Origin of the sequence: Modestobacter sp. VKM Ac-2986 (assembly GCF_026967795.1) — a bacterium.
Lineage (GTDB): Bacteria > Actinomycetota > Actinomycetes > Mycobacteriales > Geodermatophilaceae > Modestobacter.
Map to the genome: position 1 here is coordinate 407,384 of NZ_JAPVBH010000001.1, position 19,852 is coordinate 427,235.

The window sequence follows — 19,852 nt, forward strand, 5'->3', positions numbered from 1 at the left end:
CTAGAGCGTGCTGAGCCAGTCGGCGGCGGCGGTCGCCACGGCGGCGACGTCCTTCTTCAGCGAGTGGTCCCCCGCGACGGCGTGCACCCGGCCGCCCGCGGGCAGCACGGCGGTGACCTCGTCCGGGCCGCCGAACGCGTCGGTCGCGCCTTGCACCACCAGCAGCGGGACGCCGGCCAGCGCGAGCTCGGCGGCGCGGCTCTTGTCCGGCCGGCCCGGTGGGTGCAGCGGGAACGCCAGTGCCAGCACGCCGGACGCCCCCTCCGCCGACGCCGTCCGGCAGGCCACCCGGGCGCCGGCGCTGCGGCCACCGAGCACCAGCGGCCCGGTCAGCGCGGCGTCGTCCCGGAGGGTGGCGAGCACCGCCGTCCAGCCCTCGTCGAGCCGGGCCGGGGCCGGGGCGATCCGCTTCCCGGCGACCCGCCAGGGCTGCTCGACCCGCAGCACCCGCCAGCCCACCGCGCAGCCGGCCCCGGCCACCGCGACCAGGTCGGCGGCGTCCACGCCCCCACCCGCGCCGCCGCCGAGCACGAGCGTGCCGCGCACCCCGTCGTCCGGCTCGTGCCGGTGCACGTGCGCGGGGCCCAGCGGGGTGTCGACCACCCTCACCGGGGCGGGAGGGCCAGCAGCGCGTCGACGACCTCGACCAGGGTGGCGCCCTGCACGTCCGGGGCGCCGAGGACGTCGGCGAACACCCGCTCCGACCGCCCCGAGGTGAAGCCGGTGGTGAGCCCGGCACGCCGGGCGCCCGCCACGTCCCACGAGTGCGCGGCCACCAGGGCCATCTGCTCGGCTGCGACACCGCAGACCCCGGCCGCCCACAGGTAGGCCTCGCGGGCGGGCTTCCACGCCCGGATCGACTCCGAGGTCAGCATCTGCTCGACCAGCACGGCCACGCCGCCGCGGGTCAGCCCGGCCTCGGCGACGCCGGGCGCCCCGTGGCTCAGGGTCACGACCCGTACGCCCGCACCCACGAGCCGACGCAGCGCGGGCTCGACGTCCGGGTGCGGCGAGAGCTCCATGAACGAGTCGGCCACGGCCGCGCAGGCCGCGCCCGGCAGACCGGTGACCTGGGCGACGGAGGACTCGAAGGCGGCGCGGAACGGGAACCAGGTGTCCGTCGCCGCGCCGGCGAACCCGGTCGCCAGCGTGCGGGCGAAGACCACGGGCAGGACGTCGGACGGCGCGCCCTGCTCGACCAGCGCCGCGCCGACGGGGGCCAGGTCGAGCAGGGTCTCGTTGACGTCGAAGGCGACGACCGCGGGACGGGTGCGGCCGCCGGTCACCGGGTCTCGTCGTCCCGCGGGTCGGCGGGCAGGTGGGCACCGGCCTTGGCCGGCCGGTCCATCCGGCCGCTGAACTTGCGGTAGAAGAACCAGCCCACGAAGGCCACGACCGCGGCCACGACGGCGTAGTCGAGGTAGTGCAGGTTCGCCTGGACGAAGTCGCCGGCCGCCACGCCCAGCCCGATCAGCACGCTGTTCCAGATCAGCGACCCGGCGGTGGTGAACAGCAGGAACTGCGGCAGCGGCATCTTCACCACCCCGGCGGGCACCGACACGAAGCTGCGCACGATGGGCACCATCCGGCCGAAGAACACCGCCGACCGGCCGTGCTTCTCGAACCAGGCGAAGGTCTTGTCGACGTCGGCGGTCTCGACCAGCGGCAGCCGGTCGAGGAAGGCGTGCGAGCGGCGCGGGCCGAGGGCGCGGCCGATCCAGTAGAGGACCAGGGCCCCGACCACCGAGCCGAGCGTGGCGAACAGGACCACCGGCACCACGTTCAGCCGGCCGTCGTTGATCAGCACCCCGGCCGCGCCGAGCACCGCCTCGCTGGGGATCGGCGGGATGACCGTCTCGATCAGGATGGTGAGGCCGACGCCGGGCGCACCCAGCTTCTCGACGAGGTCGAGCAGGAAGCCGGTGATCCCGCCTTCGTCGGATGCGGCAGCGGCGAGGACGGACATGGGCCACACGGTATCGGCGACTCCTGTGCGCCGTCCGGCCCCGCGCCGGGGGGCGACCGTAGGGTGCGCGCCATGGTGCAGCGATTCACCGCCCGCGCCGTCGTGGTCGGGGACCGCGCCGGCACCGTCGTGCCCGACGCCGTGCTCGACGTGGACGACGGCGTCATCCGCTGGGTCGGCCCCGCCGCGGAGGCCCCGGAGGCCGCAGACGCCGAGGTCACCGCGCTGTCCGGCGTCCTGGTGCCGGGCATGGTGAACACCCACGCGCACTCCCCGATGGTGCTGTTCCGCGGCCAGGGCGAGGGCCTGCCGCTGGACCGCTGGCTGCGCGAGGTGATGTGGCCGCGTGAGGCGAGGCTCACCCCCGACGACGTCGAGGTCGCGATGACCGCGGCGTCGGCGGAGATGCTCCGGCACGGCGTCACCACCAGCGTGGAGATGTACTTCCACCCCGAGCAGATCGCCGCGGCGCTGCGGGCCACCGGCGCCCGGGCGGTGGTCGCCAACCCACTGATCGGGCTGCCCGGCTTCGGCACCTTCGACGAGCAGCTGGACACCGCCGTCCGGCTGGCCGCCGCCTCGGACGCGCAGGTCGAGTTCGGCATCGGCCCGCACTCGGCGTACACGGTGCCGCTGCCGGTGCTGACCCAGGCCGCCGAGGCCGCCCGTGCGCACGACCTGCTGCTGACCGTCCACGTCGCCGAGACCACCGGCGAGGGCGCCGACCTGCTGGCCACCCACGGCCTGAGCGTGCCGCAGCTGCTGGCCAGCCACGACGTCCTGGGCGGGCGGGTGCTCGGCGCGCACTGCGTGCACATGGACGACGGCGACCTGGAGCTGTGGCGGGAGTACGACGTCGCGGTGGCGCACTGCCCGGGCAGCAACACCAAGCTGGCCAGCGGCACCGCCCGGCTGCGGGACATGCTGGACCTGGGCATCCGGGTCGGGATCGGCACCGACGGCCCGGCGTCCAACGACAACCTGGACCTGTTCGAGGACCTGCGGCTGGCCGCCCAGCTGGCCCGGCTGCGTGAGCGGGACGCCATGGCGCTCACCGCCCCAGAGGCGTTCTGGCTGGCCACCGGCGCCGCGGCCGACGCGATCGGCCGGCCGGACCTCGGTCAGCTGACCGCCGGGCGGCGCGCGGACCTGGTGCACGTCGACACCGATGACATCGCGTTCGTCCCCGTCGGGGAGGTCACCGACCTGCTCACCCACCTGGTGTGGTCGGTGGGCAGCCGGCACGTGCGCGACACCTGGGTGGCCGGCCGGCAGGTCGTGGCCGACGGCGTGAGCACCACGGTCGACGAGGCCGCGCTGCGCGCCGACGTCCAGACCCGCGCGATGCGCCTCGCCGGCCGCTAGTGGAGTCCCAGCGGCTCACTTCTGGCGCGCTGGGACTCCGTCAGCCGGCGGTGGGGACGTCCCCGGTCGCCCAGGCGTGGAGGTGGTCGCCGAGGACGACGGTGACCCAGCCGTCGCAGAGCTGGGACGTCGTCCCGAGGTCCGGCCAGGAGCCGCCGCCGTCGAAGGGCCCGTTCCACGCGGAGCATGACCCGGGCGAAGTCGACCTCCACGCCGCTGACGTCGACCCCGAGCCGGGCGGCGCCGCGGGCGTCGGCCGCTGCGGTCGCCGAGGCGAGCAGCGCCTTCGACGGCACGCAGCCGGTGTGCAGGCAGTCGCCGCCGGTGCGCTCCCGTTCGACCAGCAGGACGCGGGCACCGAGCGAGGCCGCGGTGGTGGACGCGACGATGCCGGCGGTGCCCCCGCCGACGACGAGCAGGTCCCAGACGCCCGTCTCGCGGCTCACCGGGCGCTCGGGACGGACGAGGAGTCTGCGGGTGCGCTCACCCCGCCGACGCCAGGCGCTCCGGAGGTCGGACGTCACCGTCGGCGGGCAGGTCCCCCGTCACCACCGAGGAGGTCGGCCACCGGCCGTGGGTGCGCCCCGGTGGTCCTCGACCCGCCCGTCCCGCAGCGCCAGCCGGTGGTCGGCCCGGGCCACGGCGGGCTCGTCGTGGGTGGCGTGCACGACCACCGCGCCGCGTGCGGCCTCGGCGTCCAGCGCGTCCAGGAGGGCGCGCCGGGTGGCCTCGTCGACGCCGGCGGTGGGCTCGTCCACGAGCAGGACGTCGGCACGGGCGGCGAGGCCCTGGGCGACCAGGGCCCGCTGGCGCTGCCCGCCGGACAGCCGGGTCAGCGGCGCCGTGCGCAGGTCCTGCAGGCCCATCACCTCGACGCACCGGTCGACGACGGCCCGGTCGCCGGCCCGCAGCCGCCCCAGCAGCCCGCGCTCGCGCCACCGGCCCATGGCGACGGTCTCGGCGACGGTGATCGGCAGGTCCGGGGTGACGGCGCTGTGCTGCGGCACGTAGGCGACGGTCAGCTGCCGCAGCCCGAGGACCTGCCCCGACGTCGCGGGGAGGGCGCCGGCGAGGACGTCGAGCAGCGTCGACTTCCCCGACCCGTTGGGGCCCACGAGCACCGTCACCGCGGCGGCCGGGAACACCGCGTCCACCCCGTCCAGGGCCAGGACCGCGCCGCGTCGGACGGTCAGCTGCTCGAGCCGCACGGTCGGGAAGTCCACCCACCCACACTATCGATAGTGAGAATCACTAGCAGGTAGGGTCCCTGGACGTGGCCTGGCTGACCGACCCCTTCGCGCTCCCCTTCCTGCAGCGCGCGCTGCTCGGGGGGAGTCTGGCCGCGGTCATCTGCGCGGTGGTCGGCACCTGGGTGGTCGTCCGCGGGATGGCGTTCCTGGGCGAGGCCGTGGCCCACGGGATGCTGCCCGGGGTGGCGGTGGCGGCCCTGGCCGGCTGGCCGCTGCTGGTGGGGGCGGCGGCCAGCGCCGGGGTGATGAGCGTCGGGGTGGGCGTCGTGGCCCGCCGGACACGACTGTCCTCGGACACCGCCACCGGCCTGCTGTTCGTCGGCATGCTGTCGCTGGGCGTCGTGATCGTCTCCCGGTCCCGGTCCTTCGCCACCGACCTCACCGCCATCCTCTTCGGCGACGTCCTGGCCATCCAGACCGGCGAGCTGACCACGCTCGCGGTCGCCCTGCTGCTCATCCTCGCCGTGTGCGCGGTCTCCCACCGCGCCTTCGTCGCCCTGGCCTTCGACCGGCGGACGGCCACGACGCTGGGGCTGCGCCCCGACGTGGCGAACGTCGTCCTCGGGCTGCTGGTGACCGCGGCGATCGTCGCCTCGTTCCAGGCGCTGGGGTCCCTGCTCGTGGTGGCGCTGCTGCTGGCCCCGGCCGCGGCGGCGCGGCAGTGGACCCACCGCGTCCCCTCCACGATGGCCCTGGGCGCGGCCTTCGGCGTCACCGCCGTGGTCGCCGGCCTGCTGCTGTCCTGGCACGCGAGCACCGCCGGCGGCGCCTCGATCGCCGGCTGCTCCGTCGCGCTGGTCGCGGTGTCGGTCGCCGTGCGGGCCGCCGTCCCCCGCTGAACCACCTCCGTCCTCGACCTCTGGAGATCCCCCGTGTCCCGCACCGACCGCGCCCCCCGGCGCGCGAGCCGTCTCGCGCCCGCGCTCGCCCTGGCCCTGCTCAGCGCCGGGTGCGCCTCGGGCGACCCCGCCGCCGACGAGGCGGCCGTCCCCGCGGGGACGGAGACCGTCCACGGGTTCGTGGCCGGCGCCGAGGAGCTCACCGAGGCGCAACTGCGGATCAGCTACCTCGACCGGGCCGGTGCGGCCTCCAGCCTGGACCTGCTGACCGGTGAGGACGTCCCGCTGGGGACGGTGGGCCCCACCGCCTCGGTGGTCAGCGACGGACGCTTCCTGTTCGCCGCCTCCGAGCCCGCCGGGACGCTCACCGTCGTCGACTCCGGCACCTGGACCGTCGACCACGGCGACCACACCCACTACTACCGGGCCGAGCCGCGGGTGGTGGGCACGCTGGAGTGGGCCGGTGAGGTGCGGGTGGGCTCTTCGGAGCAGGTGACCACCCTCTTCTCCCCGGACGCCGGCGCGGGCGTCGTCCTGGACCGGCTCGCCCTGGGGCAGGGCGAGGTGGCGCAGACCGCGAGCACCACGGCGACGCCCCACGACGGGGTGCTCCTCCCACTCGGGAGCTCCCTGGTCAGCAGCACCGGGGACCAGGTGCTCGCGCTCGACGCCACCGGGCAGCCGATCGCGGGTGCGCAGGTCCCGTGCCCGGACGTGCAGGGCGGGGCGAGCACCCGGGTCGGGGTGGTGGTCTCCTGCGCCGACGGTGCGGTGCTGGCCACCGAGGCCGACGGGCAGGTCGTGTTCGAGACGCTGCCCTACCCCGAGCCGGTCGACCCCGCCGACCGGGCCACCTCGTTCGCCCAGCGACCCGGTCGCCCCACCGTGGCCGCCGTGTCCGGGGACCGTGGGCTGTGGCTGCTGGACACCCGGGCCCGCAGCTGGCAGCTGGTCCGCACCCCGTCACCGCTCCTGCACGCCGTTGCCGTCGACGACGGCGAGGACCGCGTCGTCGCCCTCGACGACGCCGGCCGGGTGCTGGTCGTCGATCCGGCGACCGGCGTCACCGCCACCACCGACGTGCTGGCCGCCGCACCGGAGGACCTGGCCGCGATGACGGTCGAGGTCGACGCCGACCGGGCCTACGTCAACGTGCCCTCGGCGCGGGTGGTGCACGAGATCGACTACGCCGACGGCGCCCGCATCGCCCGCACCCTGCCGACCGCCGTCACCCCGGCCTTCGTCGCCGAGACCGGCCGATGAGGCGCGGGCTGGGCGGGGCTGCCGCCCTGCTGGTCGCCGCCGGCGCGCTCACCGGCTGTGGCGCCGGCGCCACGGACCGGCCGCTGGTGGTGGTGACCACCGACGTCCTCGGCGACGTGGTCGGGGAGCTGGTGGGGGAGCAGGCGGAGGTGGTGACCCTGATGCCGCGCGGGGCGGACCCGCACTCCTTCGAGGTGTCGGCCCAGGACGCGGCGCGGCTGCGCAGTGCCGACCTCGTGGTCTCCAACGGGCTCGGTCTGGAGGAGGGGCTGGCCACGCAGGTCGACGCCGCCCGCGCCGACGGGGTCCCGGTCGTGGAGGCCGGCGCGGCGATCGAGCCCCTGCAGTGGGTGAGCGAGGACGCCTCCGGGGTCGACCCGCACTTCTGGACCGACCCGGCGCGGATGGCCACGGTCACCGGCGTGCTCGCCGACGCCCTCGCCGAGCACGTCGACGGACTGGACGCCGACGTGCTGGCCGCCGACGTCGCGGACTACCAGGGGCAGCTGGCGGAGCTGGACGCCTGGATGGCCGACCAGCTGGCCCAGGTGCCCGCGGACCGCCGCGACCTGGTGACCAACCACCACGTCTTCGGCTACCTGGCCGACCGCTTCGGCTTCACCGTGGTCGGGGCGGTCGTGCCCAGCGGGACGACGCTGGCCGCGCCCAGCGCCAGTGACCTGGCCGAGCTGGCGACCAGCGTCCGCGAGGCCGGGGTGCGGACGATCTTCGTCGACTCCTCCCAGCCGGACCGCCTGGCGCAGGTGCTGGCCGAGCAGGCCGCGGTCGACGTCGCCGTCACCCCGCTGTTCACCGAGTCGCTGTCCGGGCCCGGGGAGGGGGCGGAGACGTACCTGGCGATGATGCGGTCGAACACCGAGGACATCGTCGCCGGGCTCCGCTGACCCACCCATGAACATGACAATCGTTCTAGATAAGGTGTCCGGCATGACCAGCTCACGCACGTCCTTCCCGGTCGGGGTGGCAGGTGTCGGCGTCGCCGCCCTGCTCCTGACCGGTTGCTCCTCCGACTCCTCCGCTGCCGCCGGCACGCCGTCCGCCGCGCCGTCCGCGGCTGCGGTGTCCGAGGCCGCCGCCGAGGTCCCCGCCGCCCAGCCGCGGCTCACCCTCACCTACGACGGGGGCCTGCTCGTCCTCGACGCGGCCACCCTCGAGGTGGTCGGCGACCTGCCGATCGAGGGGTTCACCCGGGTCAACGCCGCCGGTGACGGCCGGCACGCCCTGGTCACCACCGAGCAGGGCTTCCAGGTCCTCGACGCCGGGGTGTGGACCGACGGTGGGACCTCCTACGCGGGCGGCCCGGAGCTGACCGACGACGTCTTCACCGCCGCCAAGGCCGGGCACGTCGTCGTCCACGGCGACCGCACGATCCTCTTCGCCGACGGCACCGGGGACATCACCTCCTTCGAGACCGCCGCCCTGCTGGACTCCGAGGGCCTGCCGGAGACCCGCTCGTGGGAGTCCGAGGCGGCCCACCACGGCGTGGCCATCGAGCTCGAGGACGGCACGCTGCTCACCACCCTCGGGACCGAGGACGGGCGCACCGGTGTCCGGGTGCTCGACCCCGCCGGCCAGGAGACCGCCCGCGCCGAGAACTGCCCGGGCGTCCACGGCGAGGGCACGGTCGCCGGTGAGGTCGCCGTCTTCGGCTGCGAGGACGGCGTGCTGGTCTACGACGGGGAGTTCACCAAGCTCGACGCCCCCGACGAGTTCGGCCGCACCGGCAACGTCTTCACCACCGAGACCTCCCCGGTCGCCCTCGGCGACTACCGCAGCGACCCGGACGCGGAGGGGTCGCTGCTGTCGGCGGTCACCCTGATCGACACCGCGGCCGACCGGCTGCAGGTCGTGCCGCTGCCCGAGGGTGTCCAGTACACGTTCCGGGACCTGGCCCGCGGGCCGCAGGACGACGCCGTGCTCCTGGGCACCGACGGCGCCGTGCACGTCATGGACGAGACGAGCGGGGCGCTGCTGGCCAGCCACCCGGTCATCGACCCGTGGGAGGGGCCGGCCGAGTGGCAGGACCCGCACCCGGCGATCAAGGTCCACGACGGCATGGCCTACGTGACCGAGCCGGCCGCCGACGCCGTCCACGCCCTCGACCTGGCCACCGGCGAGGTCGTCGCCTCCGTCGAGCTGGACGCCACGCCCAACGAGCTGGCCGTCGTCGCGGGCTGACTCCCACCGGGCCGCGGCACGCCCCGGCCCCTCGGGGCGGGTCCGACCGCCTGCCCGCCGCACCGTGCGGCGGGCAGGCGCGAGGCCGGAGCGGGGGACCTGCTCGCGTGCGGTGGCCGCCGGGCGTCAGCCGGCGGCGGCCTGGGTGGCGGAGACGACCAGGTTCGACCCGGGCAGCGTGGTCCCGGCCTCGACCGCCTGCGTCCACCCTGCGGTGTCGGTGACGGCGGCCCAGTTCGAGTGCAGCAGGGCCAGCAGGGTGGTGTGCACCGTGCGGGCGTCGACCGAGCCGGCCTCGTTGGACAGGCCGATCGCGCCGGTGGCGTCGGAGAGCACCTCGACGGCCAGCCCGTGCGTCTCGGCCTCGGCGGCGGAGGCGAGCACGCAGTTGTTGGTCATGTAGCCGACCAGGGTGAGCGTGTCGACGTCCCGCTCCCGCAGCCAGTCCAGCAGTCCGGTCCCGGCGAAGACCGTGCCGTACTGCTTCTCCGCGTGGAACGACCCGGGCTGCACGCGCTGCGCGACCTCGGGGTGCAGCTGCCACTCCGGCGTCGTCGGGTCGAACACCGGCGCCCCCTCGCCGGCGGTGTGCTGGAGCACGGCCACCGGGACCTCGGCCCGGTCCGCTGCGTCGAGGGCCGCGGCGATCCGGGGCAGGGACTCCGCGTGCGGCGGGTACTCGATCTCGAGCGGGCCGGAGAAGTACTGCTGCTGGACGTCGATGACGACGAGGGCGCGGCGGGGGGAGGTCATGGGGTCTCCTGGGGACGGCGGTGGGGACGGCCCCACTCTGCGCTCGTCGCAGGATCCGGGACATCGGCACAGGGGCACACTTGCGATGGGACTGTGCCAACCGGAGGGAGTGCCGTGCGGATCGCCATCCACGCCTTCGACGGCGTGACGATGTTCCACCTCGCGGTGCCCCAGATGGTGTTCGACGAGGTGCGCCGGCAGGGGCTGGGTGCGTGGGAGACCGTCCTGTTCGGCGACCGGCCCGGCAGCATCCGGACGGCGGAGGGCCACCGGATCGGGGACGTCGCCGGACCGGCCGCCGCCGAGGACGCCGACGTCGTCGTCGTCCCCTCGTGGTCAGCCGACGGTCGCCCCGCCACCCCGGCGCTGCAGGACGTGCTCCGCGCCGGCCATGCGCGGGGCGCGACCGTCGCCGGGCTCTGCCTGGGCGCCCTCGCGGTCGCCGACGCGGGGCTGCTGTCCGGGCGGAGTGCCGTGACCCACTGGGCGGCCTTCGGCGCGATGGCCGACCGGCATCCCGACGTCGCCCTCGACACCGCCGTGCTCTACATCGACCACGGGGACGTCCTCACCTCGGCGGGCACCGCCTCGGGCCTCGACGCCTGCCTGCACCTGGTGCGGGTCCGGCTGGGTGCGGACGCCGCCAACCGCGTCGCCCGCAGCCTGGTCGTGGCGCCCCACCGGCTGGGCGGGCAGGCGCAGTACATCGAGCGGCCGCTGCCGGCCTCGGCGGAGCAGGACCCGATCGCCGACGTCCAGGCGTGGGCGCTCACCCGCCTGGACGGCTCGCTGACCGTGGCCGAGCTGGCCGCGGCGGCCCACATGAGCCGTCGCACGTTCATCCGCGCCTTCCAGGCCTCGACCGGCACGACGCCGGCGGTCTGGGTCCGGTCGCGTCGCCTGGACCTGGCCCGCCGGCTGCTGGAGACCACGGACGCCCCGGTCGACCACGTCGCGACCGCGTGCGGCTTCGGCAGCCCGGTGACCCTGCGCCAGGCCTTCGCGGCGGCCTTCCGCACGTCGCCGTCGGACTACCGGCGCCAGTTCAGCACCCGCTCCCCGTCCGGCGGGGCCTGACCCGGCGGGCTCCCGCACCCCCCGCCGGTCCGTGCGCGGGGGTCAGCGGTGCTGTGCTCGGGAGTGGCCGGGCCCCTTGCTGCCCAGGTGGGTGTGCCCGGAGCCGGAGTCGTACTTCACGCCGTAGCCCAGCGCGCGGTCCAGGCCGAGGTGGAACAGACCCACGGCGCCGGCGACGGTGAGCCCGGTGACGTCCCAGGCCAGGCCCGCGACCAGCAGGGCCACCGGCAGCGGGGCGGTGTGCGCCAGGTCGTAGGTCCACGCGCCCACCCGGTCGCCGGCGAGGTGGCCGAACGCGGCGAGGTCGGGCACGAGGAACAGCGCCGGGACCAGCCGCCAGGAGGTGCCGGTGGTGCCGTGGACGACGAGCGCGGCCACGGCGAGGGCCAGCCCCTCGGCCTGCAGCCAGACGCGGGGCTGGCCGGTCACCACGCCCGGAGCCGTGGTCACGGTGGGAGCGGTCGCGGCGGGGGCGGTCGGGGTGGCGGACAGGGTGCTGGTCACGACGGTGCTCCACGGTGTGCGGTCGGGGCGGGGGTGGGCGGGGTCTGCTGAGCGGGCCGGGCACGCAGGCCCAGGTCGACGAGGTCGACGAGCCAGTCGAAGCTCTCGTCGGTCGCGGTGCCCCACTGGAAGCCGCCGCCGGCCTCGATGGTGGCGAAGCCGTGGAAGATGCTGCGCAGCGCGCGCAGGGCGTGGGTCGCGTCGCCCGGGGCGATGTCGTAGCCGCGCAGCACAGCGCTGAAGGGCGCCAGGCTCCGTGCCGCGGCGAGGGCGACCGGGTCGTCGGGGCTGGTCAGGTCCAGGCCGATGGTGGCGGCGTACCGGCCGGGGTGGGCCAGCACGAAGTCGCGCAGCGCCCGGGCCGCCCCTCGCAGCGCGTCCCGGCCCGCCCGGCCCTGGACGGCCGCACCGATCGCGACCGCGGCCTCGTCCAGTGCGAGGGCGGCGATCCGGCGGTTGAGGTCCTCCTGGCTCGCGACGTGCTTGTAGAGCGAGGGGGTGCGCACGCCGAGCCGCTCGGCCAGCCGGCCCATGGTGAGGCCGGCGAAGCCGACCTCGTCGGCGAGGTCGGCGCCGGCCGCGACGACCGCGGCCGTGCCGAGTCCGGCCCTAGGCACGCGCGCCGGCCAGGAAGGTCAGCATCGCGGTGGCCACCCGGGCCGGGGCCTGGACGTGCGGGTAGTGCCCGGCGCCCTCGACCATCTCCAGCCGGCCCAGGCCGGTGGGCAGGTCGGCGACGATCGCCTCGCCCTCGGCCTGCGGGGAGACCCAGTCGCAGTCGGCACTGCCCTGCACCACCAGGACCGGACAGCGGACGTTGCCCAGCTGCGCCCCGGCGTCCACCGGCGGGGTCTTGCCCATCGCCTGCAGCGCCTTCATCCGGCCCGGCTCGGCGAGCATCGCGGTGATCCGGGCCGTGCGGGTGTCCCAGTCGGCGGGCTTGGTGCCGGGGTGGGCGACGTCGAGGTACTTGGTCCACTGGGCGGCGCTGCCGAACACCGTGGCGCCGAGCAGGTGCACCATGCCGCGGCGGTAGGAGGCCACCCGCAGGTCGCCCAGGCTCATCGACTGCTTGCGCGTGAACGGCGCCAGCTCGACCACCGCGGTGACCAGCTCCGGCGCCGTGGCCGCGGCGATGGTGACCGCCCCGCCGGCGATGGAGTGACCGACCAGCACGGCCGGGCCGCCCAGGTGGCGCACCAGGGCGAGCAGGTCGCCGGCGATGGCGGTGCGGGAGTAGGACGCCCACTCGGCGCTGGACTCCCCGCACCCGCGCAGGTCCACCGCGGCGACCCGGTAGCCGGCCTCGACCAGGGCGGGGGTGAGGGAGCGGTAGGCCTCCCGGCTGTCGCCCATGCCGTGGGCGAGCACGAGGAGCTGCCCGGTCGTGCCGGTCACCTCGTAGGCGAGGGTGCCGCCGTCGACGGTCAGGTACTCGGTCATGTCTGCCTCCAGGCATCCGGTGCCGCAGTGGCTCACTGCGTTAGCCAAAAGCTAGCAGCGTTAGCCAACGTGTCAAGGGGCGAGTGTCGAGTGGCACGATCGGGCCGGCGAGCCCCCCGCCGTCCGTGCACGACGTGCTCGTCGTCGGCGCCGGCCAGGCGGGGCTGGGCGCGGCCTGGTGGCTGACCCGGAAGGGCGTCCGGGACGTCGTGGTCGTCGACGCCGGCGAGGTGGGCGACAGCTGGCTGCGCCGCTGGGACAGCCTGCAGCTGTTCACCCCGCGCCGGTTCAGCCAGCTCCCCGGTGGCCGCTTCCCGGCCGGGCCGACGCCCACCCCCAGCCGCACCGAGATGGCCGGCCACCTGCGCGACCACGCGGCCCGGCTCGGGGTGCCCGTGCGCACCGCCACGCCGGTCACCCGGCTGACGCGGCACCCGGACGGCTCCTGCGCGCAGACGCCGGACGGACCGGTCCACGCCCGGCAGGTGGTGCTCGCCGTCGGCCCGTTCACCCGCCCGCAGGTGCCCGCCGCCGCCCAGCAGCTGGACCCGGCGGTGCACCAGCTGCACTCCTCGCGCTACCGCCGTCCCGCCGACGTCCCACCCGGGCCGGTGCTGGTGGTCGGCGCGGGCAACTCCGCCGCGCAGCTGGCCGTCGAGCTGGCCGCCACGCACCAGGTCACCGTGGTCGCGCCGCGGGAGCCGCGCTTCCTGTCCGAGCGGCGGCTGGGCGTGAGCGTCTACTGGTGGCTGCTGCTGTCCGGGCTGCTCAACGCCGGCAGCGACAGCCGGGTGGCCCGTGGCGTCCGCCGGCGCGGCGACGCGATCGGCGGCCGGGACCTCGCCCGGCTGCGGGACGACGGCGCGATCGGCTGGCTCACCGGGCGGGTGGTCGGCGCCGAGGGTGCCGCGCTCCGGCTGGACGACGGCCGCACGGTCGGGGTGTCCGCCGTCCTGTGGTGCACCGGGTCGCTGCCGGAGGCCGGCTGGGTCGACGTCCCGGGCGCCCTGGACGACGCCGGGCTGTCGCTGCACGACCGGGGCGCCTCGCCGGTGCCGGGCCTGCACTGGATGGGGCTGCCCTGGCAGACCCGGGTCAACAGCTCGATCATCGACGGCGTCGACCGGGACGCCCGCCGCACCGCCCGCCGTGTCCGCGATGGAGTCCCGGCGCGCCAGAAGTGAGCCGCTGGGGCTCCACTACGCGCGCAGGGACACCGTCTCGCCGCGGCCGACGACGCGGATCTCACCCGGCGCGCGGCGGGCGGCCACCTCGGCCACGAAGTCCCCGATCGGGCTCTTGAAGAGGCCGTAGTCGTCGTAGTGCACCGGCACGGTGACCGGTGGGCGCAGCAGCTCGACCAGGTCGGTGCCCTGCCGGGCGTCCATGGTCACGGTGAGGCCGGCGACCTTGGTGCCGCCCAGGTGCGGGACCAGCGCGTCGAGCGGGCCGCAGCGCTGCAGCACCTCACCCAGCACCGGCCGGAACAGGCTGTCGCCGGTGACGTAGCCGCGCCAGGTCACCGCCCCGCCGCGCACCAGCTCGAGCACGCTGCCCATCACCTGCGGCAGCAGCCGGGCCAGCGGGCCGGGCCCGTGGACGCCGGGCACGCTGGTGACCCGCAGGACGGCGTCCCCGCGGGTGAGCTCGTGGGTCTGCCAGGCGCGCAGGTCCGAGGTGTCGGTGAACCCGCGCTTCGCCAGGCAGCCGGCCGCCTCGGGCGTGGTGATCACGGGTGTGGCCTTGGGCAGCGACCGGGTGGCGACCCGGTCCCAGTGGTCGCCGTGCATGTGGCTGAGCAGGACGGCGTCCAGGGCCGGCAGCTGCGCAGGCAGCAGCGCCGGCTGGGTGAGCCGCCGGCTGCGCAGGCCGTAGCCCAGGTGTGCCCACTGGCCGCGGTGCAGGAAGTTCGGGTCGGTCAGCAGCGTGAACGGGCCCAGGCGCAGCAGCGTCGTGGCGGTGCCGCCGAAGGTCAGCGTGACGTCGTCCGGTGCGTCGGGCATGTGCGGCGGTTACCCCTCAGCCGGGCGGGGTCAACCCCGGCAGGCGGTGCTGCAGCTGGGCGGGCCGGGGCAGCGTGCCGTGGGCGATCACCTGCTCGTGCACCTGCTCCATGGCCGTCCGCAGCGGGGTGAGCAGCGCGGGGTCCAGGCCGTCGAAGAACGCCGCCCGCACGAACGCGCCGTGCGCGGGGGTGGCGGCGGCGACCGCGGCCCGGCCGGCGTCGGTGAGGACGGCGTCGGTCGCCCGCCGGTCGGTGGTCGAGGGGGCGCGCTCGACCAGGCCCCGGTCGCTCATCCGCTGCAGGTGGTGGGAGAGCCGGCTGCGCTCCCAGCTGATCCGGGCGGCCAGGGCCGTCAGCTGCAGGCGCTCGCCCGGGGAGTCGGCCAGGGCGTTGAGCACGTGGAAGTCCGGCAGCGACAGGTCGCTGTCCCGCTGGAGCTGGCTGTTCATCTCGTAGGTCAGCCGCAGCGCGACCCGCATGTAGGCGAACCAGGTCTCCTGCTGTTCATCGGTCAGGACCGGTTCGGGGGCTCCCGCAGTTGGTGACATGTCATGTAACTTCCGCTCGACGGTCCGGTCAGTGTCGACCCCGACCGTCTCCCGTGGAGACCCAGCCGAGGAGCAGCCCCGTGTCCGACCCCGTCAAGCCCGTCCTCGAAGCGCCCGCGCAGGCCTTCGCCGACGCCAACTCGACCCCGCCGTTCCTGTACCAGCTGGCCCCGGAGAAGGGCCGCGAGATCGCCGTCCAGGTGCAGACCGACCCGCCGCCGGTGCTGCCCCCGGCCGACGTCGAGGACCTCGTCGTCCCCGGCGGCCCGACCGGTGAGGTGCGGGTGCGGATCGTCCGGCCGAAGGGCGCCACCGGCCCGCTGCCCGTCGTGCTCTACGTGCACGGCCTGGGCTGGGTGTTCGGCGGCCCGGTGACCCACGACCGGCTGGTGCGCGAGATCGCCGTCGGCACGCAGGCCGCCGTGGTCTTCCCCGACTACGACCTGGCGCCCGAGCACCGGTACCCGACCCAGGTCGAGCAGGTGTGGGCGGTCGCCGACTGGATCGCCATGAACGGCGCCGAGAACGGGCTGGACCCGGCGCGCCTGGCGGTGGCCGGCGACTCGGTGGGCGGCAACATGGCCACCGTCGCCACGATCCTGGCCAAGCAGCGGGGCGGCGTGCAGTTCCAGGGCCAGCTGCTCTACTACCCGGTCACGAACGCCGCCTTCGACACCGGTTCCTACGAGCAGTTCGCCACGGGCTACTTCCTCGCCCGCGAGGGCATGCAGTGGTTCTGGGACCAGTACACGACCGACGAGGCCCAGCGCGCCGAGATCACCGCCTCCCCGCTGCGCGCCACCACCGAGGAGCTCGCCGGGCTGCCGCAGGCGCTGGTGATCGTGGCCGAGGCCGACGTGCTGCGCGACGAGGGTGAGGCCTACGCAGCCAAGCTCCGCGCGGCCGGCGTCCCGGTCACCGCGGTGCGCTACGGCGGGATCATCCACGACTTCGTGGGCCTCCAGCCGCTGCGGCACACCTTCGCCGCCGAGGCCGCGATCAACCAGGGCATCGCGTTCCTGCGCGGCGTGCTGGGCACCGACTGATGCCCACCCCCGAGGAGCTGCTGACCCGGATGGTCGACGAGGTCTTCAACGAGCCGGACGCCGACCGGCGGGCCGCCGTGATCGCGGAGGTCTTCGCCGAGGACGTCGTGTTCACCGACTCGGCGGCCACGGTCACCGGGCGCGCGGCGCTGGCGGACACGGTGACCGGGCTGCTGGCGCAGGGGCCCGGGTTCCGGTTCACCCCCAGCGGTCCGTTCCGCGGCATCGGCGACCTGGGCATGCGGCCGTGGCGGCTCGGCCCGCCGGACGGCGACCCGGTGCTCGGCGGCCTGGACGTCGCCCGCGTCGTCGACGGCCGGATCGCCCAGCTCTGGACCGTGCTCGAGGGCTGAGCGTGCGGCGGGGGCGCCGATGGGCGCCTCCGCCGTCCGGGAACAGATGACATGTCACGTTGTTGTCCGGGGCGGCGGTCACCCCGCCCCGACACGAGAGAAGGCACCACCATGGGACAGCTCGAGGGCAGGACGGCACTGGTCACCGGCGCGACGAGCGGGATCGGCCTGGCCACCGCCCAGCGGTTCGCCGCCGAGGGCGCGCACGTGTTCCTGACCGGCCGCCGCCAGGACGCGCTCGACGAGGCCGTCGCCTCGATCGGGCACGGCGCGGTCGGCGTGCAGGGCGACGCCAGCGACCTCGCCGCGATCGACCGGCTGTTCGCCGAGATCGCCGCCGCCGGGCGCGGCCTGGACGTCGTGTTCGCCAACGCCGGCGGCGGGGAGTTCGCCGCGCTCGGGGAGATCACCCCGGAGCACTACGCGCAGACCTTCGACCTCAACGTCCGCGGCACCCTGTTCACCGTGCAGGGGGCGCTGCCGCTGCTCAACGACGGCGCGTCGATCGTGCTGGCCGGTTCCACCGCCACCCTGCACGGGACGCCGTCCTTCAGCGTCTACGCCGCCTCCAAGGCCGCGGTCCACTCCTTCGCCAGGACCTGGGCCGTCGAGCTCGCCGGCCGCGGCATCCGGGTGAACACCCTGGTCCCCGGCCCGACCGAGACGCCGGGGCTGGTGGCGCTGGCCCCGGACTCGGCCGCCGCGCAGCAGATGCTGCAGGGGATGGCCGCCGGCATCCCGCTCAGGCGGGTCGCGCACACCTCGGAGATCGCCGCCGGAGCGCTGTTCCTCGCCTCGGACCAGAGCAGCTTCATGACCGGCAACGAGCTGGTGCTCGACGGCGGCGAGGACCAGGCCTGACCCCTCGTGCCCTGCTCCCGGCCCGGCAGCAGGGCACGACCTTCCCCAGACCTCCCGCGGGCGGGCAGACTGCCGGCGGCACCGATCCCCCGAGGAGCACCCCATGGACCAGATCGACCCGACCGTCCCGCCGAGCGGCACCGGCTGCGTGGACTGCGACGCCACCGGCTCGTGGTGGCTGCACCTGCGCCGCTGCGCGGCCTGCGGGCACGTCGGCTGCTGCGACTCCTCGCCCAACCAGCACGCCACCGCGCACGCGACGGGCACCGGCCACCGCGTGGTGCAGAGCTTCGAGCCCGGCGAGGACTGGTTCTGGGACTACGGCGCGGGCGAGTTCGCGCGCGGCCCGCAGCTCGTCGCGCCCACCGCGCACCCGGCCGACCAGCCGGCGCCCGGTCCGGCGGGTCGTGTGCCGGCCGACTGGACGTCGCACCTGCACTGAGAAGATCGTCCCCGTGACGGAACGGACCCCATGGAGCTGACCGCCCAGCTGGTGGCCCTGGTCATCGCCGTCGGGGTGGTCGCCGTCGCCTGCGACCGCTTCGGCTGGCCGACCCCGCTCGTGCTCGTGGTGGTCGGCGCCGCGGCGTCGTACCTGCCGCACGTGCCCGACGTGCAGCTCGACCCGGACGTCGTCCTCTTCGCCATCCTGCCGCCGCTGCTCTACGCGACGACGTCACGCACGTCGTTGTTCGACTTCAAGCACAACAAACCGAGCATCATCGCGATGAGCGTCGTGCTCGTCGTGGTGACGACGCTGTTCGTGGGCTGGGTGACCTGGCTGCTGCTGCCCGGCGTGGCGCTGGCGGCCGCGCTGGCGCTGGGCGCCGTGGTGGCCCCGCCGGACGCGATCGCGGCCTCGGCGGTGGGCCGCCGGCTCGGGCTGCCGCGGCGGGTGTCCACGCTGCTGGAGCACGAGAGCCTCGTCAACGACGCCGCCGCGCTGATCGCGCTGAGCGTCGCGGTCTCGGCGCTGACCTCCTCGCCCTCGGCCCCCGAGGTCGCCGGGGAGTTCGTCTGGGCCGTGGTCGGGGCGGCGCTGGTCGGCGGGGTGGTCGCCGCGGTGCTCGGCTTCGCGCGGGCCCGGCTGAAGGACCCGGTGCTCGACACGCTGGTGTCCTTCGTCGCCCCCTACCTGGCCTTCCTCGCCGCGGAGGAGGTGCACGCCTCCGGCGTCCTGGCCACCGTCGTGACCGGCCTGACGCTGGCGCACTGGTCGCCGAAGATCCAGACGGCGTCGGCCCGGGTCACCGAGGCGATCACCTGGCGCACCGTGGCCTTCGTGCTGGAGAACGGCGTCTTCCTGGTGATCGGGTTGCAGCTGCCCGGCCTGCTCTCGGGTGCGGCCGACAGCGGCCTGGGCACCGGGCGGATCGTCCTCGTCTGCCTCGGCGTGCTGGTGGCGACGATCGTCATCCGGTTCGCGTTCGTCTTCGGTCTGGCCGGCGTCCTCGCCGTCGGGACGCCGTGGATGCGCCGCGAGGCGTGGAGCCCCGCCGTCGCCGGGCTGGTGTCCTGGGCGGGCATGCGCGGGGTGGTCACCCTCGCCGCCGCGCAGGTGCTGCCCGAGGACGTGCCCGACCGGGAGGTGCTGCTGCTCGCGGCGTTCACCGTCGTCGTCGGGAGCCTGCTCGTGCAGGGCTCGACACTGCCCTGGCTGGTGCGCAAGGTGGGGCTGCCGGCACCGGACCCGGCCGAGGACGCGCTGCGGGCCGCCGAGCTCAGCGACGCCGCCAACGCCGCCGGGCTGCGGCGGCTGGACGAGCTGGTCACCGGCGACGAGCCCGACGGCGTCGTCCACCGGCTCCGCGACCGCTCGATCGCCCGGTCGCACGCCAGCTGGGAGCGCCTCGGCCGGCCGCTGGCCGACCAGGAGACGCCCTCGAGCATCTACGCGCGGCTGCGGATGGAGATGCTCGACGCCGAGCGGGACGTCGTCGTCGCGGCCCGGGACGCGGGCTCCGCCCCGGGCAACGTGCTGGAGGCGGCGCTGGGCCAGATCGACGTCGAGGAGTCGCTGCTGGACCGGCACGAGGAGCTGGAGTCGACCGAGCGGGACCGGGCCCTGGTCCCGCGGCCGCGCGAGGCGAAGTGCGCGCACCTGCGGCTGGCACCGGTGGGGGAGGCCGACCCGGCCGCGGCCTGCGAGGACTGCGTCCGCGAGGGGACGACGTGGGTGCACCTGCGCCGCTGCCTGACCTGTGGCCACGTCGGCTGCTGCGACTCCTCGCCGCGCAGGCACTCGGCGGCGCACTTCGGTGCGGTCGGGCACCCGGTGATCGTCAGCGCCGAGCCCGACGAGGCGTGGCGCTGGTGCTGGGTGGACAGCGAGCTGGGCTGACGGCACGCCCGTGCGGACCGTGCCTGGTAGACACAGTGC

23 protein-coding genes are annotated in these 19,852 nt (G+C 75.6%); 12 read left to right on the plus strand and 11 right to left on the minus strand.

Going from position 1 to position 19,852, the window contains the following annotated elements:
* Genes O2W14_RS01890 through O2W14_RS01900 form a run of 3 tightly spaced genes read right to left on the minus strand, consistent with a single transcriptional unit; the run spans position 1 to position 1,966 of the window.
* Positions 1-609 (minus strand): alpha/beta hydrolase family protein, encoded by a 609-nt coding sequence (locus O2W14_RS01890; protein ID WP_269174393.1) that lies wholly within the window; start codon positions 607-609, stop codon positions 1-3.
* Positions 606-1,286 (minus strand): HAD family hydrolase, encoded by a 681-nt coding sequence (locus O2W14_RS01895; protein WP_269174394.1) that lies wholly within the window; start codon positions 1,284-1,286, stop codon positions 606-608. The genes O2W14_RS01890 and O2W14_RS01895 overlap by 4 nt, the downstream gene beginning before the upstream one ends.
* Complete coding sequence (locus tag O2W14_RS01900) at positions 1,283-1,966, minus strand: DedA family protein (RefSeq protein WP_269174395.1); 684 nt, start codon at positions 1,964-1,966, stop codon at positions 1,283-1,285. Before O2W14_RS01900 ends, O2W14_RS01895 begins: the two co-directional genes overlap by 4 nt.
* A 72-nt stretch (positions 1,967-2,038) precedes the next feature.
* Between O2W14_RS01900 and O2W14_RS01905 the strand changes: the two genes are divergently transcribed.
* Entirely contained in the window at positions 2,039-3,331 is a 1,293-nt protein-coding gene (locus O2W14_RS01905) for an amidohydrolase family protein (protein ID WP_269174396.1), read from the plus strand.
* On the opposite strand, the gene O2W14_RS01910 is transcribed toward O2W14_RS01905, so the two are convergent.
* Positions 3,328-3,777 (minus strand): FAD-dependent oxidoreductase, encoded by a 450-nt coding sequence (locus O2W14_RS01910; RefSeq protein ID WP_269174397.1) that lies wholly within the window; start codon positions 3,775-3,777, stop codon positions 3,328-3,330. The genes O2W14_RS01905 and O2W14_RS01910 overlap by 4 nt on opposite strands.
* Positions 3,778-3,876: 99 nt before the next feature.
* On the minus strand, positions 3,877-4,554 hold the full coding sequence (aztA, locus tag O2W14_RS01915; RefSeq protein ID WP_269174398.1) for a zinc ABC transporter ATP-binding protein AztA: 678 nt from the start codon (positions 4,552-4,554) through the stop codon (positions 3,877-3,879).
* Positions 4,555-4,604: 50 nt separating this feature from the next.
* On the opposite strand from aztA, the gene aztB reads away from it, so the two are divergent.
* The 4 genes from aztB to aztD are packed head-to-tail and all read left to right on the plus strand — an operon-like array spanning position 4,605 to position 8,882.
* Complete coding sequence (gene aztB, locus O2W14_RS01920; RefSeq protein WP_269174399.1) at positions 4,605-5,420, plus strand: zinc ABC transporter permease AztB; 816 nt, start codon at positions 4,605-4,607, stop codon at positions 5,418-5,420.
* Positions 5,421-5,453: 33 nt separating this feature from the next.
* Positions 5,454-6,683 (plus strand): hypothetical protein, encoded by a 1,230-nt coding sequence (locus O2W14_RS01925; RefSeq protein WP_269174400.1) that lies wholly within the window; start codon positions 5,454-5,456, stop codon positions 6,681-6,683.
* Positions 6,680-7,588: a zinc ABC transporter substrate-binding protein AztC gene (gene aztC / locus O2W14_RS01930; protein ID WP_269174401.1), complete on the plus strand. Its 909-nt coding sequence runs from the start codon at positions 6,680-6,682 to the stop codon at positions 7,586-7,588. Before O2W14_RS01925 ends, aztC begins: the two co-directional genes overlap by 4 nt.
* Before the next feature lie 43 nt (positions 7,589-7,631).
* The gene (aztD, locus tag O2W14_RS01935) at positions 7,632-8,882 is read left to right on the plus strand and encodes a zinc metallochaperone AztD (protein ID WP_269174402.1); all 1,251 of its coding nucleotides are present in this window, start codon (positions 7,632-7,634) and stop codon (positions 8,880-8,882) included.
* 126 nt (positions 8,883-9,008) lie between these two features.
* Here the strand turns inward: aztD and O2W14_RS01940 are convergent, their stop codons facing one another.
* Entirely contained in the window at positions 9,009-9,635 is a 627-nt protein-coding gene (locus tag O2W14_RS01940; protein WP_269174403.1) for an isochorismatase family protein, read from the minus strand.
* Between the two features lie 114 nt (positions 9,636-9,749).
* Between O2W14_RS01940 and O2W14_RS01945 the strand changes: the two genes are divergently transcribed.
* Positions 9,750-10,712 carry a GlxA family transcriptional regulator gene (locus tag O2W14_RS01945; RefSeq protein ID WP_269174404.1) on the plus strand — a complete coding sequence of 321 codons (963 nt, stop codon included), beginning with the start codon at positions 9,750-9,752 and terminating at the stop codon, positions 10,710-10,712.
* A 42-nt stretch (positions 10,713-10,754) separates the two neighbouring features.
* Here the strand turns inward: O2W14_RS01945 and O2W14_RS01950 are convergent, their stop codons facing one another.
* Genes O2W14_RS01950 through O2W14_RS01960 form a run of 3 tightly spaced genes read right to left on the minus strand, consistent with a single transcriptional unit; the run spans position 10,755 to position 12,659 of the window.
* The gene (locus O2W14_RS01950; RefSeq protein WP_269174405.1) at positions 10,755-11,216 is read right to left on the minus strand and encodes a DUF4260 domain-containing protein; all 462 of its coding nucleotides are present in this window, start codon (positions 11,214-11,216) and stop codon (positions 10,755-10,757) included.
* Positions 11,213-11,833 carry a TetR/AcrR family transcriptional regulator gene (locus O2W14_RS01955; RefSeq protein WP_269174406.1) on the minus strand — a complete coding sequence of 207 codons (621 nt, stop codon included), beginning with the start codon at positions 11,831-11,833 and terminating at the stop codon, positions 11,213-11,215. The genes O2W14_RS01950 and O2W14_RS01955 overlap by 4 nt, the downstream gene beginning before the upstream one ends.
* Positions 11,826-12,659, minus strand: a complete 834-nt coding sequence (locus O2W14_RS01960; RefSeq protein WP_269174407.1) for an alpha/beta fold hydrolase — start codon at positions 12,657-12,659, stop codon at positions 11,826-11,828. The genes O2W14_RS01955 and O2W14_RS01960 overlap by 8 nt, the downstream gene beginning before the upstream one ends.
* 125 nt (positions 12,660-12,784) lie before the next feature.
* On the opposite strand from O2W14_RS01960, the gene O2W14_RS01965 reads away from it, so the two are divergent.
* A complete protein-coding gene (locus O2W14_RS01965; protein ID WP_269174408.1) occupies positions 12,785-13,843 on the plus strand; it encodes a flavin-containing monooxygenase in 1,059 nt (352 codons plus the stop codon).
* Positions 13,844-13,858: 15 nt separating this feature from the next.
* Here the strand turns inward: O2W14_RS01965 and O2W14_RS01970 are convergent, their stop codons facing one another.
* Both O2W14_RS01970 and O2W14_RS01975 read right to left on the minus strand, forming a co-directional pair.
* Positions 13,859-14,662 carry an MBL fold metallo-hydrolase gene (locus tag O2W14_RS01970; RefSeq protein WP_269174409.1) on the minus strand — a complete coding sequence of 268 codons (804 nt, stop codon included), beginning with the start codon at positions 14,660-14,662 and terminating at the stop codon, positions 13,859-13,861.
* Between the two features lie 16 nt (positions 14,663-14,678).
* Positions 14,679-15,212: a MarR family winged helix-turn-helix transcriptional regulator gene (locus tag O2W14_RS01975; RefSeq protein ID WP_269174410.1), complete on the minus strand. Its 534-nt coding sequence runs from the start codon at positions 15,210-15,212 to the stop codon at positions 14,679-14,681.
* A gap of 80 nt (positions 15,213-15,292) precedes the next feature.
* Here O2W14_RS01975 and O2W14_RS01980 point away from each other — a divergent pair, with 80 nt between their 5' ends.
* The 5 genes from O2W14_RS01980 (at position 15,293) to O2W14_RS02000 (ending at position 19,813) form a co-directional block, all read left to right on the plus strand.
* A complete protein-coding gene (locus tag O2W14_RS01980; RefSeq protein ID WP_269174411.1) occupies positions 15,293-16,258 on the plus strand; it encodes an alpha/beta hydrolase in 966 nt (321 codons plus the stop codon).
* The gene (locus tag O2W14_RS01985) at positions 16,258-16,611 is read left to right on the plus strand and encodes a nuclear transport factor 2 family protein (protein ID WP_269174412.1); all 354 of its coding nucleotides are present in this window, start codon (positions 16,258-16,260) and stop codon (positions 16,609-16,611) included. Before O2W14_RS01980 ends, O2W14_RS01985 begins: the two co-directional genes overlap by 1 nt.
* Positions 16,612-16,722: 111 nt before the next feature.
* Positions 16,723-17,472 carry an SDR family oxidoreductase gene (locus O2W14_RS01990; protein WP_269174413.1) on the plus strand — a complete coding sequence of 250 codons (750 nt, stop codon included), beginning with the start codon at positions 16,723-16,725 and terminating at the stop codon, positions 17,470-17,472.
* Between the two features lie 103 nt (positions 17,473-17,575).
* A complete protein-coding gene (locus tag O2W14_RS01995) occupies positions 17,576-17,914 on the plus strand; it encodes a UBP-type zinc finger domain-containing protein (protein WP_269174414.1) in 339 nt (112 codons plus the stop codon).
* Between the two features lie 30 nt (positions 17,915-17,944).
* Positions 17,945-19,813, plus strand: a complete 1,869-nt coding sequence (locus O2W14_RS02000; protein ID WP_269174415.1) for a cation:proton antiporter domain-containing protein — start codon at positions 17,945-17,947, stop codon at positions 19,811-19,813.
* Positions 19,814-19,852 lie beyond the last annotated feature (39 nt).

Excerpts from the sequence above, each read along its gene's own strand:
- O2W14_RS01900 (WP_269174395.1), bottom strand. The coding sequence starts at position 1,966 with ATGTCCGTCCTCGCCGCTGCCGCATCCGACGAAGGCGGGATCACCGGC.
- O2W14_RS01905 (WP_269174396.1), top strand. The coding sequence starts at position 2,039 with ATGGTGCAGCGATTCACCGCCCGCGCCGTCGTGGTCGGGGACCGCGCC.
- aztC (WP_269174401.1), top strand. The coding sequence starts at position 6,680 with ATGAGGCGCGGGCTGGGCGGGGCTGCCGCCCTGCTGGTCGCCGCCGGC.
- aztD (WP_269174402.1), top strand. The coding sequence starts at position 7,632 with ATGACCAGCTCACGCACGTCCTTCCCGGTCGGGGTGGCAGGTGTCGGC.
- O2W14_RS01940 (WP_269174403.1), bottom strand. The coding sequence starts at position 9,635 with ATGACCTCCCCCCGCCGCGCCCTCGTCGTCATCGACGTCCAGCAGCAG.
- O2W14_RS01960 (WP_269174407.1), bottom strand. The coding sequence starts at position 12,659 with ATGACCGAGTACCTGACCGTCGACGGCGGCACCCTCGCCTACGAGGTG.
- O2W14_RS01970 (WP_269174409.1), bottom strand. The coding sequence starts at position 14,662 with ATGCCCGACGCACCGGACGACGTCACGCTGACCTTCGGCGGCACCGCC.
- O2W14_RS01975 (WP_269174410.1), bottom strand. The coding sequence starts at position 15,212 with ATGTCACCAACTGCGGGAGCCCCCGAACCGGTCCTGACCGATGAACAG.
- O2W14_RS01985 (WP_269174412.1), top strand. The coding sequence starts at position 16,258 with ATGCCCACCCCCGAGGAGCTGCTGACCCGGATGGTCGACGAGGTCTTC.
- O2W14_RS01990 (WP_269174413.1), top strand. The coding sequence starts at position 16,723 with ATGGGACAGCTCGAGGGCAGGACGGCACTGGTCACCGGCGCGACGAGC.
- O2W14_RS01995 (WP_269174414.1), top strand. The coding sequence starts at position 17,576 with ATGGACCAGATCGACCCGACCGTCCCGCCGAGCGGCACCGGCTGCGTG.
- O2W14_RS02000 (WP_269174415.1), top strand. The coding sequence starts at position 17,945 with ATGGAGCTGACCGCCCAGCTGGTGGCCCTGGTCATCGCCGTCGGGGTG.